Source organism: Streptomyces sp. NBC_01716 (assembly GCF_036248275.1).
GTDB lineage: Bacteria > Actinomycetota > Actinomycetes > Streptomycetales > Streptomycetaceae > Streptomyces.
Window position 1 is genome coordinate 7,090,303 of sequence record NZ_CP109181.1, and the last position, 17,118, is coordinate 7,107,420.

The window sequence follows — 17,118 nt, forward strand, 5'->3', positions numbered from 1 at the left end:
TTACGCAAGCCCGTATACGTACGGACGTGCGCCCGCCTCTCCCTCCAACGGCCGATTCCGGTACCTGAGCTGTTGCCCGCACCACGGTGTCGGATTTGAATCCTTGTGCGATGTCTGTGCGGACATCGGTATGGAGGTGGCATCCGATGCTCTCGGCCCGAGGCCTGTTCGAGGAAATCCTCGACAACGACGAGTCCTTTCAGCTCTTCTGCTCCATCGCGGCCAGCGGCGAGGCCCAGGGCGGCTGGGAGAACGGCCGTATCGCCGCCTTGGTACCCGAAGGAATGCGGGACCTCGCACCCAAGATCACGCGGCACGGCGCCGACGAGGACAAACACGGGCGGATCTTCCAGGCCATGCTGAAGAAGCGCGGTCTGGAGCCCGTCGACGTCCCGCCCGCCACCGACTACACGCTGCTGCTCGAACGGCGCGGTATCGGCCTCCCGCACGACAAGCTGCGCCGGAACGACGCGCTGACGGAGGACGACATCGTCGTCTATCTCTCGCACAGCCGGGTGACCGAGCAGCGCGCCTCCGACCAGATGGAGTTGCTGCGCAAGCACTTCGCGGACCACCCCGTCGTCGGCAAGGCCGTCCAGATGATCAGCGCCGACGAGGACAACCATCTGGCTTACTGCCACGAGGAGTTGCTGCGCCTCGCGCGCCAGGGCCACGGCCGCACCATCCAGCGGGTGCTCCAGGAGAGCGCGCACGCCGAGATCCGGATCTACCGCGACGTGAGCATCGCCGTGATGGCGCACATGGGCCGCATCCTGCGCTGGCCCCGCCCCAAGGCGGCGCTGCTGGCCGCGGGCATCCACGCCATGTACGGGGTCGAACGGGCGGGCCGCTGGCGGCGGATGGTCAGCCTCAGCATGCCGGAGCGCCGCGACGCGCTGGGCGGCCCGGCGACCGCGCCCGCCTTCTGAGCCGTACAGCGCGCGGGCGGCGGATCAGAGCCAGCCGTTGCGCTTGAAGAGCCGGTGCAGGAAGGTCACCGCGCCGACCATCACGGACAGCGCGGCCGGATAACCCCACACCTGGCTCAGCTCGGGCATGTGCTGGAAGTTCATGCCCCAGATCCCCGCGAGCAGGGTCGGCACCGCCGCCATCGCCGCCCAGGCGGAGATCTTGCGCATGTCGTCGTTCTGCCGTACGCCCATCTGCGCGAGATGGGCGTACAGGATGTCGGAGACCAGCCGGTCGAGCCCGTCCACCTGCTCGTTGACGCGCGTCAGATGGTCGTCCACGTCCCGGAAGAAGGGATGCGACTTCTCCCTGACGAACGGCACCCCGGCGCGCGTGAGGCGCGAGATGGGCTCGGCCAGCGGTCCGGCCGCCCGGCGGAACTCCAGCACCTGCCGTTTGAAGGTGTAGATCCGCTCCGCCGTCGGCTGGCCGCCCGTCCCGCGGCTCCTGCCCGAACCGTCCTCGTTCGGCGAGAAGACCTGCGCCTCCAGCTCCTCCAGGTCGACCTGGAGCTCCGAGCCGACATCGACATAGTGATCGACCACCGCGTCACTCACCGCGTAGAGAACCGCCGTCGGACCGTGCTTGAGCACCTTGGGCTCCGACTCCAGACGCATGCGTACGGCGTGCAGCGGCGCGCCCTCGCCGTGCCGGACCGTCACCACGAACGAGTCGCCGACGAAGACCATCAGTTCGCCGCTGGAGACGGTGTCGTGCTCGGAGTCGTACACCACCGGCTTGAGGACCATGAACAGCGAGTCGTCGTAGATCTCCAGCTTGGGCCGCTGATGTGCCTTGAGCGCGTCCTCGACGGCCAGCGGATGCATGTTGAACTCGCTGCTGACGAGGTCGAACTCCTGCTCCGTCGGCTCGTAGAGACCGACCCAGAGAAAGGCGTCCCCCTCGGCGCGCGCCTCGGCCAGGGCGTCGGACAGATCGGCGGGCCCGTCGGTGCGGCGCCCGTCGCGGTAGATGGCACGGTCGACGATCACCCCGTCCATATTCCCGGCCGAAGGGGTTCGACGCACGTCTGCCGCACCAGCGCCGGACTCCCGGACCGGCCCGCCGCCCGCTCCGAGTCCCGTCGTCCAGCTGGCCGGCCCGCCTTTCCCCGCACCGTTTAGGCTGGCCGCCATGGCCACCCTGATCCTCGTACGGCACGGACGCTCCACCGCCAACACCTCGGGCGTCCTCGCCGGCCGGACGCCCGGCGTCGCGCTCGACGAGCAGGGCCTCGCGCAGGCCGCCGCCCTGCCGGGACGCCTCGCCGACCTGCCGCTCGCCACCGTCGTCAGCAGCCCCCTCCAGCGCTGTCTGGAGACGATCCAGCCGCTCATCGACGCCCGCCCCGGCATCGAGACGCACCAGGAGGAGCGGATCAGCGAGTGCGACTACGGCGACTGGTCCGGGCGCAAGCTCGCCGAGCTGAGTGACGACCCCCTGATGGCGGTCGTCCAGCAGCACCCGTCGTCCGCCGCCTTCCCCGGCGGTGAGTCGATGCGCGCCATGCAGGCGCGCGCCGTCGAGGCCGTACGGGACTGGAACGCCCGCGTCGAGGCCGAGCACGGCGAAGGCGCCGTCTTCCTGATGTGCTCGCACGGAGACATCATCAAGTCACTGGTCGCCGACGCGCTCGGCATGCATCTCGACCTCTTCCAGCGGATCCACGCCGACCCGTGCTCGGTCACCGCCATCAGGTACACCCGGCTGCGCCCCTTCCTGCTGCGGCTGGGCGAGACCGGCGACCTCGGTTCCCTGACACCGCGTGAGAACGGCGCGGAGGGAAAGAAGGACAGCGGCGGTGAAGCCGTCGTGGGCGGCGGCACCGGCGCCGCGTGATCGCCGCGCGCAGTAGGGTGGACGGGCCGTCCGCGCCATCTCGGAGGATCGCTCTCCGGGAGCCCCCGGCCCGCCCCATTCCGTCAATTCCCAAGGGAGACAGGACGTGTCCCGTCAGGTGTTCCTCTACGACCCGCCGGACCGCTTCGTGGCCGGTACGGTCGGGCTGCCTGGCCGCCGTACGTTCTTCCTCCAGGCATCCGCCTCGGGCCGCGTCACCAGCGTGGCCCTGGAGAAGACCCAGGTCGCCGCACTCGCCGAGCGCATAGATGAGCTGCTCGACGAGGTCGTGCGCCGTACCGGCGGCAACGCTCCGGTGCCCGCAGTGGCCCCCACGGACGTCGCCGACGCGGCACCGCTCGACGCGCCCGTCGAGGAGGAGTTCCGGGTCGGCACCATGGCGCTGGCCTGGGACGGCGACGAACAGCGCATGATCGTCGAGGCCCAGGCCCTCGTCGAACTCGACGCGGACACCGACGAAGACCTCGCCGACGCCGAGGAACGGCTGCTCCAGGACGAGGAGAACGGTCCGCCGATGCTCCGCGTCCGGCTCTCCGGCGCCCAGGCGAGGGCCTTCGCCAAACGTGCCCTGGACGTGGTCAACGCAGGCCGGCCGCCGTGCCCGCTGTGCAGTCTGCCGCTCGACCCGGAGGGACACGTATGCCCGCGCCAGAACGGATACCGCCGGGACGCATGAGCGTGACAGCGGTGGATCTGATCACCAAGGGCGAACTGACCGTACGGGGCCGGATCCGTGCGGCCTCCAACGCGGTGCTGTACTGCTCCGTCTCGTACGAGGGCGAGGAGGGCTCCTGCGTCTACAAGCCCGTCGCCGGGGAGCAGCCGCTCTGGGATTTCCCCGACGGCACGCTCGCCCGGCGTGAGGTGGCCGCGTACGAGATCTCCGAGGTGACCGGCTGGGGTCTGGTGCCGCCCACCGTGCTGCGTGACGGTCCGTACGGCGAGGGCATGTGCCAGCTCTGGATCGAGGCCGACGAGAGCGACTCGGCGCCCCAACTCCTCGCCCTGGTCGAGGAGGAGGAGCCGGCGGAGGGCTGGAAGGCGATCGGCTTCGCCGAGGTCGGCGAGGATCGCACCGCGCTGCTGGTGCATGCCGACGACCCGCGGCTGCGGCGGCTCGCCGTCCTCGACGCCGTCATCAACAACGGCGACCGCAAGGGCGGCCACCTGCTGCCGGAGGCCGGGGGCCGGCTGTACGCGATCGACCACGGGGTGACCTTCAACGTGGACGACAAGCTGCGCACGCTGCTGTGGGGCTGGGCGGGGGAGCCGCTGCCCGCCGAGGCCGTGACCGTCCTGGACCGGCTGGCCGGCGAACTCGTCGAAGGCACCCCGCTCACCACCCGGTTGGCCGAACTCATCACACCGGCCGAGACCGAGGCCGTACGGTCCCGGGTCCAGGAGCTGCGCCGTACGGGACGCCATCCGAAGCCGTCCGGCCAGTGGCCCGCGATCCCCTGGCCGCCGGTCTGACCCAAGGGCACGTCGCCTGGATCAGGCGGCGCGGCCATGCATCAACCGGCCGATCACGCAAGGGCGCCGAATCGGTCAACAGCGGTGGTCCGGTTCGTATCCGGAAGCAACGTCCGGTTACGCTCATGACATGCATGCCTGGCCCGCTTCCGACGTCCCCGCCCTGCCCGGCAAGGGCCGCGACCTCCGGATTCACGACACAGCGACCGGTGGCCCCGTCACCGTCGCCCCCGGACCCGTCGCCCGTATCTACGTCTGCGGCATCACGCCGTACGACGCGACGCACATCGGGCACGCGGCGACCTACAACGCGTTCGACCTCGTGCAGCGCGTCTGGCTCGACACCAAGCGGCAGATCCAGTATGTCCAGAACGTCACCGACATCGACGACCCGCTCCTCGAACGCGCGACGCGCGACGGCGAGGACTGGACCGGGCTCGCGGAGCGCGAGACCGCCCTCTTCCGTGAGGACATGACGGCGCTGCGGATGCTGCCGCCGCAGCACTACATCGGCGCGGTCGAGGCGATACCGGGCATCGTGCCGCTGGTGGAGCGGCTGTGCGAGAGCGGCGCCGCGTACGTGCTGGAAGGCGACGTCTACTTCTCCGTCGAGGCAGACCCGCACTTCGGCGAGGTCTCCGGTCTCGACGCCGACGCGATGCGGCTGCTCTCCGCCGAGCGCGGCGGCGACCCGGAGCGCCCCGGCAAGAAGAACCCGCTCGACCCGATCCTCTGGATGGCCGCCCGTGAGGGCGAGCCGAGCTGGGACGGCGGCAGCCTCGGCAGGGGCAGGCCGGGCTGGCACATCGAGTGCGTGGCCATCGCCCTCGACCATCTCGGCATGGGCTTCGACGTCCAGGGCGGCGGCAGCGATCTGGCCTTCCCGCACCACGAGATGGGCGCCTCGCACGCACAGGCCCTGACCGGCGAGTACCCGTTCGCCAAGACGTACGTGCACGCCGGGATGGTCGCGCTCGACGGCGAGAAGATGTCCAAGTCCAAGGGCAATCTGGTCTTCGTCTCCACCCTGCGCCACGCGGGCGTGGACCCGGCCGCGATCAGGCTCGCCCTGCTCGCGCACCACTACCGCTCCGACTGGGAGTGGACGGACCAGGTGCTCGAAACGGCCGTGGCGCGTCTGGCGCGCTGGCGTGCGGCCGTGTCCCGGCCGGACGGCCCCGACGCGCAGGCACTGGTGGAAGAGGTCCGCGAGGCCCTGTCGGACGATCTGGACGCCCCGACGGCGCTGGCCGCGGTCGACCGCTGGGCCGCGCTCCAGGAGTCCACGGGCGGCACGGACGAAGGGGCGCCGGGAGTGGTGTCCCGCACGGTGGACGCGCTGCTGGGGGTCGCGCTGTAAGTCCTGCCGACGGAACCGACGGAACCGACGGAACCGACGGAACCGACGTCCGCCGGTGCGGCGCGTGGGCGTGCCACGCGCCGCACCGGCGACGTCCGTTCGGGAGCGTCCTCAGTCGTCCGAGGAATCCTCGTCGTCCCCGTCGCCCGGACCCGGCTCCCGGTCAGGGCCGGTGCCGGGGCCCGAATCGGGTCCGGGGCGGGGCGGCCGGGGCGGGCGCCCACGGCCCGGACCCGACGTGTCGCGCAGATACGTCCCCGAGCCCTCGCCGCTCTCCGTGGCGTGTCCGCCGGGCGACTGCCCCGGACCGCCGTCACGCCGGCGCAGATACCGCTCGAACTCCCGCGCGATGGCCTCGCCCGACGCCTCCGGCAGCTCCGCGGTGTCGCGCGCCTCCTCCAGCGACTGGACGTACTCCGCCACCTCGCTGTCCTCGGCGGCCAGTTGGTCCACGCCGAGCTGCCACGCCCGCGCGTCCTCCGCCAGCTCGCCCAGCGGGATCCGCAGCCCGATCAGATCCTCCAGCCGGTTCAGCAGGGCCAGCGTCGCCTTCGGGTTGGGCGGCTGCGAGACGTAGTGCGGTACGGCGGCCCACAGGCTCACCGCGGGCACCCCCGCGTGCGTGCACGCCTCCTGAAGGATGCCGACGATGCCGGTCGGGCCCTCGTACCGGGTCTCCTCCAGGTCCATCGTCCTGGCCAGGTCCGCGTCCGAGGTCACGCCGCTGACGGGCACCGGGCGGGTGTGCGGGGTGTCGCCGAGCAGCGCGCCCAGGATCACCACCATCTCCACGCCCAGCTCATGGGCGAAGCCCAGGATCTCGTTGCAGAAGGAGCGCCAGCGCATGGAGGGTTCGATCCCGCGGACCAGCACCAGGTCACGGGGTTTCTCGCCGCCGACCCGGACCACGGAGAGCCGGGTCGTGGGCCAGACGATCTTCCGTGCTCCGCCGTCCAGATAGACCGTGGGCCGGTTGACCTGGAAGTCGTAGTAGTCCTCGGCGTCGAGCGCCGCGAACACCTCGCCCTTCCACTCCCGGTCCAGATGTCCGACCGCGGTGGAGGCCGCGTCGCCGGCGTCGTTCCAGCCCTCGAACGCGGCCACCATGACCGGGTCGATCAGCTCGGGTACCCCCTCGAGCTCGATCACCCAGGCCTCCTTCCGAAGTGTGCTCTGAACGTACGGACCAACCTTACGGCTTCTCAGCTACCGGCCCGCAGCCCCCGTGCACGCGCGGGTGAACTTCCGCGTCGCTGGGCATGGCTGGGGGTGCCGACCCCGGAATCGGAGAATTCATCCGAGCTGTGACCGTAAATTTCGTTCCGCCCCTGGACGTTTACCCGTCAACGACGCTATACATCGGATGACCGAAGAGGTCCGATGTTCTTCTCAGGGGGCGTGCAGTGAGTCAGACCGTCACAGAGTTCGGGGTACACGACATCCGTTTCCCCACCTCGGAACAGCTCGACGGCTCGGACGCGATGAACCCCGACCCCGACTACTCCGCCGCGTACGTGGTCCTGCGCACCGGCGACGGCGCCGAGGGCCACGGATTCTGCTTCACCATAGGCCGCGGCAACGACGTGCTCGCCGCCGCCATCGAAGCCCTGCGGCCGTACGTCATCGGCCGCCGGGCACCGCGTACCGCAGCCGATCTCGCCGCGCTCCACATCGAGCTCACCCATGACTCGCAACTGCGCTGGCTCGGCCCGGAGAAGGGCGTGATGCACATGGCCGCGGGCGCGGTCATCAACGCAGCCTGGGATTTCGCCGCCAAGGCGGCGGGCCTGCCCGTCTGGGAGTTCCTGGCCGGCATGACGCCCGAGGAACTGGTCTCGCTCGTCGACTTCCGCTATCTCACCGACGCCATCACCCCGGTCGAGGCGCTGGAGATCCTGCGCGCCGCCGAGCCCGGCCGCGCCGAGCGCGCCGCCCGGCTGCGCGCCGAGGGCTACCCCGCGTACACCACATCGCCCGGCTGGCTCGGCTACGACGACACCAAGCTCGTCACCCTCGCCGAACAGGCCGTAGCCGACGGCTTCCAGCAGATCAAGCTCAAGGTGGGCGGCGATCTGGACGACGACGTACGGCGGATGAAGCTGGCCCGCGCGGCGGTCGGCCCCGACATCCGGATCGCCGTCGACGCCAACCAGCGCTGGGACGTGCCCGACGCGATCCGCTGGATGACCGCGCTGGCCCCGCACGAGCCGTACTGGATCGAGGAGCCCACCAGCCCCGACGACATCCTCGGCCACGCCGCCGTCCGGGCCGGCCAGCCGGTCAAGGTCGCCACCGGCGAACACGTCGCCAACCGCGTGGTGTTCAAGCAACTGCTCCAGGCCGAGGCCGTCGACTTCGTCCAGATCGACGCGGCGCGCGTCGCCGGCGTCAACGAGAACCTGGCGGTCCTGCTCCTCGCCGCCAAGTACGGCAAACCGGTCTGCCCGCACGCGGGCGGAGTCGGCCTGTGCGAACTGGTCCAGCATCTCGCCATGTTCGACTACGTTGCCGTCTCGGGCACCTGGGAGGACCGTGCGATCGAATACGTCGACCACCTCCACGAGCACTTCACCGACCCCGTGGTGATCGACTCCGGCCGCTATGTCGCGCCGGGCGCCCCGGGCTTCTCCGCGCGGATGCACCCGGAGTCGATGGCCGCGCACCGCTATCCGGAAGGGCCCGTCTGGCAGGCCCGCCTGTCGGGTCCTGTCCGGGCGACCTTTGCCGGGCCGACAAGATCGCCCGGACAGGACCCCACCGAGGAGGTCAACTCATGACCGCGGCACAGGACACAGGGGACTTCGCGGGCCTGGGCGCCCTCGTCACCGGCGGCGCCTCCGGCATCGGGGCGGCCGTCGCGACCCTGCTGCTCGCGCGCGGCGCGCGCGTCGCCGTACTCGACCGGGACACCGACTCCGCCCCCGAAGGCACCCTGGCGCTCAAAGCCGATGTGACCGACGACGCCGCCGTCCGCGCCGCGGTCGACGCTGCCGCCGCCGAGTTCGGCGCCCTGCACACCGTCGTCTCCAACGCCGGGATCGGCGCCATCGGCACCGTCACCGACAACGACGACGCCGAGTGGCTGCGGGTCCTCGACATCAACGTCCTCGGCATGGTCCGCACCGCGCGCCACGCCCTGCCCCATCTGCGGCGCGCCGCCGCCGGCCGGCCCGGCTGCGTCTCGATCACCCACACCTGCTCCATCGCCGCCACGGCGGGGCTGCCCCAACGCGCCCTCTACAGCGCCAGCAAGGGCGCCGTGCAGTCGCTGACCCTCGCGATGGCCGCCGACCACGTCCGTGAGGGCGTCCGCGTCAACTGCGTCAACCCCGGTACCGCGGACACCCCCTGGGTCGGCCGCCTGCTCGACCAGGCACCCGACCCGGCGGCCGAACGCGCCGCCCTCGAAGCGCGCCAGCCCACGGGACGGCTGGTCAGCGCGGACGAGGTCGCCGCGGCGGTCGCGTACCTCGCCAGCCCCGCCGCTGCTGCCGTCACGGGCACGGCACTCGCGGTCGACGGCGGAATGCAGGGCCTCCGTCTGCGCCCCGCCACGCCTTGAGCCCTGCCACGCCCTGAGCCTGAGTCTGAGCCGACACTCATCCAAGGACGGAAAAACCATGCTGCGACACCCAGTGGGGCGATCCCCACGCACCGTACTGCGTACGAGCGCCGCGGCCTGCGCCGCGCTGCTCGCCGTGACGGCCCTCGCGGGCTGCAACCGTGACTCGGAGAGCGGGGACGGCGGTGGCGGCAAGGTCGGCATCGACCTGCCGCGCAGTGACAGCGACTTCTGGAACTCCTACCAGCAGTACATCGAGTCCGGCGTCAAGGACGAGGAGATCGACGCGCTGTCGCTGACCAACTCGCAGAACGACATCGGCAAGCTCGTCTCCAACGTCCAGGCCTTCACCGACCAGGGCGCCAAGGCCGTGGTCATGGCCCCGCAGGACACCGGAGCGATAGCCGAGACGCTGGCCGAGCTGAACGACAAGGACATCCCCGTCGTCAGCGTGGACACCCGCCCCGACAAGGGCGACGTCTACATGGTCGTACGGGCCGACAACCGGGCGTACGGCCGGCAGGCCTGCGAGTACCTCGGCGAACAGCTGGGCGGCAAGGGCAAGGTCGCCGAGTTCCAGGGCGACCTCTCCTCCATCAACGGCCGTGACCGCTCCGAGGCGTTCAAGAGCTGCATGGACGAGAAGTTCCCCGGCATCAAGGTGTTCGAGCTGGCCACCGAGTGGAAGGGCGAAGTGGCGTCCGCCAAGCTCCAGTCCACGCTCGCCGCCCACCCGGACCTGAACGGCATCTACATGCAGGCCGGCGGCGTCTTCCTGCAGCCCACCCTCGCCCTCCTGGAGCAGAAGAAGCTCCTCAAGCCGGCGGGGGAGAAGGGCCACATCACGATCATCTCCAACGACGGCATCCCGGAGGAGCTGGACGCGATCCGCGAGGGCAAGATCGACGCCACCGTCTCGCAGCCCGCCGACCTCTACGCCAAGTACGCGCTCTACTACGCGAAGGAGGCGCTGGCCGGGAAGACCCCGAAGGAGGGTCCGACCGACCACGACTCCAACATCATCAAGATCCCGAACGGTTACGAGGACCAGCTTCCCGCGCCCCTGGTGACCAAGGAGAACGTGGACGACAAGGCGCTGTGGGCCAACCAGCTGGAGAAGAAGAGCTAACCATGAACCAGGCCCAGGCACCTGCGGCCGGGGCGCCGGCAGCGGCGGCGCCCGCCGTCCACGCGGAGGGCATCGTCAAGCGCTTCGGTCCCACCGTGGCGCTCGACGGTGTCCGGCTGACCGTCGCGCCCGGCGAGTCCCACGCACTCGTCGGGCGCAACGGCGCCGGCAAGTCCACCCTCGTCAGCGTCCTCACCGGACTCCACGAGGCCGACGCGGGAAAGGTGAGCTTCGGCGGCGAACCGGCGCCCGCCTTCGGCGACATCTCGGCCTGGCAGTCCAAGGTCGCCTGCGTCTACCAGAAGTCGATGGTCGTACCCGACCTGACCGTCGCCGAGAATCTCTTCCTCAACAACTACGGCCTGGACAAGGGCGGTTCGGGGATCGGCGGGCGCCTCATCAGCTGGCGCCGGCTCCGTGCCCGCGCCGAGGAACTGCTCGCCGAGTACGGCGTCAGCGTCGACCCGAACACCCGGGCCAAGGATCTCGCCGTCGAGCAGCGGCAGTTCGTGGAGATCGCGCGCGCCCTGTCGTTCGGTGCCCGGCTGATCATCCTCGACGAGCCGACGGCCCAGCTCGACGCCCGCGGCATCGACAGCCTCTTCGAGAAGCTCCGCGACCTCCAGAGCCAGGGGGTGGCGTTCCTCTTCATCTCGCACCACCTCCAGGAGGTGTACGAGCTGTGCAGCACCGTCACCGTCTACCGCGACGCCCGCCATGTCCTGACCGCGCCGGTCGCCGATCTGGCCAAGGCGGACCTCGTGACGGCCATGACGGGCGACGCGGCGAGTTCGGCGGCCGACTGGCACGCCGCCAACGCGGTGGCTCCGGACCGGACGGTGGAGCCCGTACTGACCACCGAAGGGCTCGCCCTGGAGGGCGAGTTCGAACCGCTCGACCTCGAAGTGCGGCCCGGTGAGGTCCTCGGCGTGGCCGGGGCCGCCGCCAGCGGCAACACCGCGCTGGGCGAGATCCTGGTCGGCATGCGGAAGGCGACGGCGGGCCGCGTCGCGGTGCGCGACCGGACGGTCAGGCCGGGCAGCGTCCCGGACTCGCTGGACGCCGGGATCGGCTACATCCCGGAGGACCGGCACCTCCAGGGACTCGTACTGAACCGCAGCGTCGCCGAGAACGCCACGCTCACGGTCGCCGACCAGCTCGGCCCGTGGGGGACCGTACTGCCCTCCCGTACACGGGAGTTCGCCCGGTCGATGATCGCCTCGCTGGACATCAAGACCACCGGGCCCGAGCAGCCGGTCTCGGGTCTCTCCGGCGGCAACCAGCAGAAGGTGGTGGTCGCGCGGGCGCTGGCCCGCGCGCCCAGCGTGCTGGTGGCCCTGCGCCCCACGGCGGGGGTCGACGTGAAGTCGAAGGATTCGCTGCTCGGTGTCGTACGCCGGGTGGCCGACGAAGGAAACGCGGCCGTGATCATCTCCGACGAGCTGGATGATCTGCGGGTCTGTGATCGCGTACTGGCCCTGTTCCACGGGCGAGTGGTGGCAACGTTCGGGAGCGGCTGGACCGACCGGGAACTGGTCGCCGCCATGGAAGGTGTGGGGGAGAACCGATGACCGGGACGATACGACCGCCGGTGCTCGACAAGGAGCGTGCCGACGACCATCCGCTGAGCCGGCTGAAGCTCATCAGGTGGAGCGACTTCTCGCTCGTGCCGGTGATCCTGGTGCTGATGGTGATCGGCTTCATCGTCTCGCCGGTCTTCCTCACCTCCAACAACCTGATCAGCGTCGTCCAGCAGTCGTCCGAGCTGAGTCTGCTGGTGCTCGGCCAGGCACTGATCCTGATCTGCGGCCGGATGGACCTGTCGCTGGAGTCGACCATCGGCATCGCGCCGGTCATCGCCATGTGGATGGTGCTGCCGAGCGAGGGCGGCCGGTTCGCCGGTCTGGATCTGCTGCCCGTCTGGATGGCCATCCCGGCGTGTCTGCTGGTCGGCATGATCGTCGGAGTCGTCAACGGCTTCCTGATGCTGAAGCTGCGGGTCAACGGGTTCATCGCGACCCTCGGCATGCTCACGATGCTGCGCGGCCTCCAGATCGGCATCACCGAGGGCAAGTCGATCACCGATGTCCCGGAGTCCTTCCGCTACCTCGGCAAGACCGACTGGCTGGGGGCGCCCGCCGCCGTCTGGATCTGTCTGGCGCTCTTCGCGATCGGCGGGGCCTCGCTCGCCTGGCTGCGGCACGGGCGTTCGCTGTACGCCATCGGCGGCAACCCGGAGGCGGCGCGCGCCGCCGGTATCCGGGTGGACCGGATCACCTGGATCGTGCTCGCGATCGGCGGCGTCCTCGCGGCCTTCGCCGGCATCCTCTACACCGGCCACTACGGCTCCGTCGCGGCGACCCAGGGCAACGGCTGGATCTTCCAGGTCTTCGCCGCCGCCGTCATCGGCGGCATCAGCCTCAAGGGCGGGCGCGGCACGCTCTTCGGGGCGCTGACCGGTGTGCTGACGCTTCAGCTGGTGGTGAACGTGATGACGCTGGGCGGGGTTCCGGCGCTCTGGAACCAGTTCCTGAACGGCGCGATCATCATCGTCGCCCTGGTCATCTCGCGGTTCGCGAGCGGCGAGAAGCAGGACTGACCGGGCAGGGCCACGGCCTCGCCGCCGAAGCGGGTCATGGACGCAGGCCACGGGTACGGGCCACGGACGCGGGCCTCCGGGGATGGATTCCTCTCCCGGGAGGCCCGTCGGCGTATGCCGCGCCGTCCCGCTCAGAGCGTCGAACGCAGCCACTGCTCCACACTCGCGACATGCACCGTCGCCCACGATCGGGCCGCCTCCGCGTCCCGGTCGCGCAGCGCGGCCAGGATCGCCCGGTGCTCGTGCAGGGTGCGGCTGACCGCGTCCTCCTGGGTCAGTCCGCGCCAGACCCTGGCCCGTGTCGTCGGCCCCGAAAGACCGTCGAGCAGCGAGCAGAGAACCGAGTTGCCCGAGGTCTGCACGATCCCTCGGTGGAACTCCAGGTCCGACGCCACCAGCTCCTCCACCGAGGGCTCCGGCCCCAGCGCGTCCAACTGCTCGCCCAGCGTGTCCAGTTCGGAGTCCTTGATCCGGGAGGCGGCCATCGCCGTCGCGGCCGGCTCCAGGATCCGCCGTACCGCCAGGAACTCCAGCACCGTGTCGTCACGGTGGAAGTCGACGACGAAACTCAGCGCCTCCAGCAGGAGCTGCGGATCGAGGCTGGTGACGTACGTCCCGTCCCCCTGCCGTACGTCGAGAATGCGGATCAGCGACAGGGCGCGTACCGCCTCGCGCAGCGAGTTGCGCGACAGGCCCAGTTCGGCGGCGAGCTCGCTCTCCTTGGGAAGGCGGTCCCCCGGGCGCAGCGCGCCCGAGACGATCATTCCCTTGATCTTCTCGATGGCCTCGTCGGTGACAGCCATGGGCGACCTCCATACATCCGATGTATCGGCCTCCATTATGCGTCTCCGCGCGCGCCCGGCGCCCCCTTCCCCCGGAGTTCCGCGAGAACGACGGCGCCGGGGACGGTCCTGCCGGCCCCGGCGCTGTTTCGGAACTTGGTTCGAGGCGTGACGTCAGCTGGGCCGCTCCGCGAGCAACCGCTCGACCCTGGCCCGGATCTCGTCGGTGGCGAGCCCCCGGATCGTCAGCGTCGTACGGCGCCGCAGTACGTCGTCCGGGGTCTCGGCCCACTCGTGGTCGCGCGCGTACACGACCTGCGCCCAGATCTCCGGGGCGTCCGGGTGGATACGCTCGCCCAGCTCGGGGTGCTCGTACGCCAGGCGCGCGATGTCGAACGCCAACGACCCGTAGTGCCTGGCCAGATGGTGGGCGGTGTCGCGCGCCATCCCGTCGCCGTGCGAGCCGCCGTCGATCAGCAGCCGGTGCGTCACCGCCTGCGGATTGGCGATGCCGGGCAGCGGCAGCATCTTCGGCAGCCGCGAGGTGGGTTCGATGTCGGAGCCGAGGGGACGGCCCGGCAGGGTCTCCAGCTTGTCCAGCACCGTACGGCCGATATGGCGGAACGTGGTCCACTTGCCGCCGGCCACCGACAGCATGCCGCCGCTGCCCTCGGTGACGACCGTCTCCCGTCTGGCGGTCGCGGTGTCACCGGGACCGCCGGGCAGTACCCGGAGGCCGGCGAACGAGTAGGTGATCAGCTCGCGCGAGAGCTGCTGGTCGCGGACGGACAGCGACGCCTCGTCCAGGATCTGCCGGATGTCCGCGTCGGTGACCGCCACATCCGCCGGGTCGCCCTCGTACGTCTCGTCCGTCGTGCCCAGGAGCAGCATGTCCTCCCAGGGGAGGGCGAAGGTGATACGGAACTTGTCGATCGGTGTCGCGAGCGCCGCGTTCCACGGGGCGGTGCGCCGCAGCACGAGGTGCGCGCCCTTGGAGAGCCGGATGGAGGGCTCGGACCTCGGGTCCTCCAGCTTGCGCAGCTGGTCGACCCAGGGGCCCGTGGCGTTAAGTACGAGCCGGGCGTCGACCCCGAACTCCGTACCGTCCAGGCCGTCCTTGAGGTCGGCGCCCGTCACCCGCCCGCCGGTGAACCGCAACCCGGTGACGTGGGCGTGGTTGAGGACGGCGGCGCCCGACTCGACGGCGGCGCGTACCGTCATGACGGCCATCCGCGCGTCGTTCATCTGGTCGTCGCCGTACACGGCCACGGCCCGCAGATTGTCCGTCCGCAGCTCGGGCACCGCGCGCCGCGCCTTCGCCGGGCTCAGCAGATGCCCCACGCCGTCGCCGAAGGCGGACAGCGCCGAGTACGCGAAGACACCGGCACCCAGCTTGGCCGCGCTGTGCGGCCCGTTCTTGTAGACGGGGAGATAGAAGGTGAGCGGGTTCGCCAGATGCGGCGCCACCCGGCGGGAGACCGCGCGGCGCTCGAAGTGGTTCTCGGCGACCAGCTTCACCTCACCGGTCTGCAGATAGCGCAGACCGCCGTGGAGCAGTTTGGAGGAGGCGGAGGAGGTGGCGCCCGCGAAGTCGCCACCGTCCACCAGGGCCACCCGCAGTCCCGACTGGGAGGCGTGCCAGGCGGTGGAGATGCCCAGGATGCCGCCGCCGATGACCAGCAGGTCGTAGGTGGCGCGGGACAGTTGCTCCCGGGTCTCGGCGCGGGTAGGCAGGGAGCCGCCGGCCGGATGCGTGCCCAGGGCGGGACCGCTGTGAAGGGTGGTCATGGTCTCTCCTCGATCGGACGGGACTGGTCAGCTGTCCTCGTCGTCGTCCAGCCAGGCCTTGGTGCGCTCGACGGCCTTGAGCCAGTTCTTGTATTCGCGCTCGCGCTTCGTCGCGTCCATGTCCGGTGTCCACTCCGCGGCCCGGCGCCAGTTGGCCCGCAGCGCGTCGGTGTTCGGCCAGAAGCCGACCGCGAGACCGGCGGCGTAGGCGGCGCCCAGGACGGTGGTCTCGGCGACCATCGGACGTACGACGGGCGCGTCGAGGACGTTGGAGAGCGTCTGCATCAGCAGGTTGTTGGCGGTCATGCCGCCGTCGACCTTGAGTGACGTCAGCTCCACCTTGGAGTCCTTGGTCATGGCGTCGCTGATCTCACGGGTCTGCCAGGCCGTGGCCTCCAGCACCGCGCGGGCGAGGTGCGCCTTGGTGACATAGCTGGTGAGACCGGCGATCACACCGCGGGCCGAGGAGTCCCAGTGGGGCGCGAAGAGCCCGGAGAAGGCGGGCACGAAGTACGCGCCGCCGTTGTCCTCCACGGAGGAGGCGAGCGTCTCGATCTCCGGCGCGGAGTTGATCAGGCCCAGCTGGTCGCGCATCCACTGCACCAGCGCGCCGGTGACGGCGATGGAGCCCTCCAGGGCGTACACCGCCGGCTGGTCCCCGATGCGGTAACCGACCGTGGTCAGCAGCCCGTTGTAGGAGTTGATGGGCTTGTTGGCGGTGTTCATGAGCATGAACGTGCCGGTGCCGTACGTCGACTTGGCCTCGCCCTCGGCGAAGCAGGTCTGGCCGAACAGGGCCGCCTGCTGGTCACCGAGCGCCGAGGCGACCGGGACCCCGTTCAGCGGGCCGCCCTTGGCCGTTCCGTACACCTCGGACGAGGAGCGGATCTTGGGGAGCATGGCCGTCGGGACACCGATCGAGTTGCAGATCTTCGGGTCCCACTCCAGGGTGTCGAGGCGCATCAGCATCGTTCGCGAGGCGTTGGTGACGTCGGTGACGTGCACACCGCCGTTGACGCCGCCGGTCAGATTCCAGATCACCCAGGAATCCATGGTGCCGAAGAGGATGTCGCCGCTCTCCGCGCGCTCGCGCAGGCCCTCTACGTTGTCCAGCAGCCAGCGGGCCTTCGGCCCGGCGAAGTAGGTCGCCAGCGGCAGTCCGGTGTCGCGGCGGAACCGGTCCTGGCCCACGTTGCGGCCCAGTTCCTTCACGAGCGCGCTCGTGCGGGTGTCCTGCCAGACGATGGCGTTGTGGACGGGCTCACCGGTGTTCTTGTCCCACAGCATCGTGGTCTCGCGCTGGTTGGTGATCCCGATCGCCAGGACGTCGGCCTTGGTGACACCGGCCTTCTCGACGGCGTTGGCCAGGACCTCCTGGACGTTGACCCAGATCTCCTTGGCGTCGTGCTCGACCCAGCCCGGCTTCGGGAAGATCTGCCGGTGTTCTTTCTGGTCGACGGCGACGATGCGTGCGTCGACGTCGAAGATGATGCAGCGGCTGGACGTCGTGCCCTGGTCGATGGCCGCGATGAAGGGTCCCGCTCCGCGGGAGGAAGTCCCGGTGCTCTGTGCGTCACTCACGGTGTCTGCTCCTGC

General features: G+C 70.4%; 15 protein-coding genes. 10 read left to right on the forward strand and 5 right to left on the reverse strand.

The window, feature by feature from the left end; genetic code table 11:
- The first annotated feature begins 146 nt into the window (after nt 1-146).
- On the forward strand, nt 147-929 hold the full coding sequence (locus OIE74_RS31260; protein WP_329389584.1) for a ferritin-like domain-containing protein: 783 nt from the start codon (nt 147-149) through the stop codon (nt 927-929).
- Between the two features lie 24 nt (nt 930-953).
- Here the strand turns inward: OIE74_RS31260 and OIE74_RS31265 are convergent, their stop codons facing one another.
- On the reverse strand, nt 954-1,970 hold the full coding sequence (locus OIE74_RS31265) for a magnesium and cobalt transport protein CorA (RefSeq protein WP_329392517.1): 1,017 nt from the start codon (nt 1,968-1,970) through the stop codon (nt 954-956).
- A gap of 133 nt (nt 1,971-2,103) precedes the next feature.
- Between OIE74_RS31265 and OIE74_RS31270 the strand changes: the two genes are divergently transcribed.
- The 4 genes from OIE74_RS31270 (at nt 2,104) to mshC (ending at nt 5,662) form a co-directional block, all read left to right on the forward strand.
- Entirely contained in the window at nt 2,104-2,808 is a 705-nt protein-coding gene (locus OIE74_RS31270; protein WP_329389586.1) for a histidine phosphatase family protein, read from the forward strand.
- A gap of 106 nt (nt 2,809-2,914) precedes the next feature.
- Nucleotides 2,915-3,505, forward strand: a complete 591-nt coding sequence (locus tag OIE74_RS31275; RefSeq protein ID WP_078078138.1) for a DUF3090 domain-containing protein — start codon at nt 2,915-2,917, stop codon at nt 3,503-3,505.
- On the forward strand, nt 3,469-4,302 hold the full coding sequence (locus OIE74_RS31280) for an SCO1664 family protein (RefSeq protein ID WP_329389588.1): 834 nt from the start codon (nt 3,469-3,471) through the stop codon (nt 4,300-4,302). The genes OIE74_RS31275 and OIE74_RS31280 overlap by 37 nt, the downstream gene beginning before the upstream one ends.
- A gap of 130 nt (nt 4,303-4,432) precedes the next feature.
- Complete coding sequence (mshC, locus tag OIE74_RS31285) at nt 4,433-5,662, forward strand: cysteine--1-D-myo-inosityl 2-amino-2-deoxy-alpha-D-glucopyranoside ligase (RefSeq protein WP_329389590.1); 1,230 nt, start codon at nt 4,433-4,435, stop codon at nt 5,660-5,662.
- Between the two features lie 111 nt (nt 5,663-5,773).
- Here mshC and OIE74_RS31290 read toward each other — a convergent pair whose 3' ends face one another.
- On the reverse strand, nt 5,774-6,811 hold the full coding sequence (locus OIE74_RS31290) for a PAC2 family protein (RefSeq protein ID WP_329389592.1): 1,038 nt from the start codon (nt 6,809-6,811) through the stop codon (nt 5,774-5,776).
- 254 nt (nt 6,812-7,065) lie between these two features.
- Here OIE74_RS31290 and OIE74_RS31295 point away from each other — a divergent pair, with 254 nt between their 5' ends.
- Genes OIE74_RS31295 through OIE74_RS31315 form a run of 5 tightly spaced genes read left to right on the forward strand, consistent with a single transcriptional unit; the run spans nt 7,066 to nt 12,952 of the window.
- The gene (locus tag OIE74_RS31295; protein WP_329389594.1) at nt 7,066-8,439 is read left to right on the forward strand and encodes an enolase C-terminal domain-like protein; all 1,374 of its coding nucleotides are present in this window, start codon (nt 7,066-7,068) and stop codon (nt 8,437-8,439) included.
- On the forward strand, nt 8,436-9,224 hold the full coding sequence (locus tag OIE74_RS31300) for an SDR family NAD(P)-dependent oxidoreductase (RefSeq protein ID WP_329389596.1): 789 nt from the start codon (nt 8,436-8,438) through the stop codon (nt 9,222-9,224). Before OIE74_RS31295 ends, OIE74_RS31300 begins: the two co-directional genes overlap by 4 nt.
- A gap of 58 nt (nt 9,225-9,282) precedes the next feature.
- Nucleotides 9,283-10,353, forward strand: a complete 1,071-nt coding sequence (locus tag OIE74_RS31305) for a sugar ABC transporter substrate-binding protein (RefSeq protein WP_329389598.1) — start codon at nt 9,283-9,285, stop codon at nt 10,351-10,353.
- Nucleotides 10,354-10,355: 2 nt separating this feature from the next.
- Nucleotides 10,356-11,924 (forward strand): sugar ABC transporter ATP-binding protein, encoded by a 1,569-nt coding sequence (locus tag OIE74_RS31310; protein ID WP_329389600.1) that lies wholly within the window; start codon nt 10,356-10,358, stop codon nt 11,922-11,924.
- Nucleotides 11,921-12,952: an ABC transporter permease gene (locus tag OIE74_RS31315; protein WP_329389603.1), complete on the forward strand. Its 1,032-nt coding sequence runs from the start codon at nt 11,921-11,923 to the stop codon at nt 12,950-12,952. The genes OIE74_RS31310 and OIE74_RS31315 overlap by 4 nt, the downstream gene beginning before the upstream one ends.
- Before the next feature lie 131 nt (nt 12,953-13,083).
- On the opposite strand, the gene OIE74_RS31320 is transcribed toward OIE74_RS31315, so the two are convergent.
- The 3 genes from OIE74_RS31320 to glpK all read right to left on the reverse strand — a co-directional run bounded on the left by OIE74_RS31320 (nt 13,084) and on the right by glpK (nt 17,103).
- Nucleotides 13,084-13,755 carry a FadR/GntR family transcriptional regulator gene (locus OIE74_RS31320; RefSeq protein WP_329389605.1) on the reverse strand — a complete coding sequence of 224 codons (672 nt, stop codon included), beginning with the start codon at nt 13,753-13,755 and terminating at the stop codon, nt 13,084-13,086.
- A 153-nt stretch (nt 13,756-13,908) separates the two neighbouring features.
- Nucleotides 13,909-15,522, reverse strand: a complete 1,614-nt coding sequence (locus OIE74_RS31325) for a glycerol-3-phosphate dehydrogenase/oxidase (protein WP_329389607.1) — start codon at nt 15,520-15,522, stop codon at nt 13,909-13,911.
- A gap of 27 nt (nt 15,523-15,549) precedes the next feature.
- Nucleotides 15,550-17,103: a glycerol kinase GlpK gene (gene glpK, locus OIE74_RS31330; protein WP_329389609.1), complete on the reverse strand. Its 1,554-nt coding sequence runs from the start codon at nt 17,101-17,103 to the stop codon at nt 15,550-15,552.
- Nucleotides 17,104-17,118: the final 15 nt, after the last annotated feature.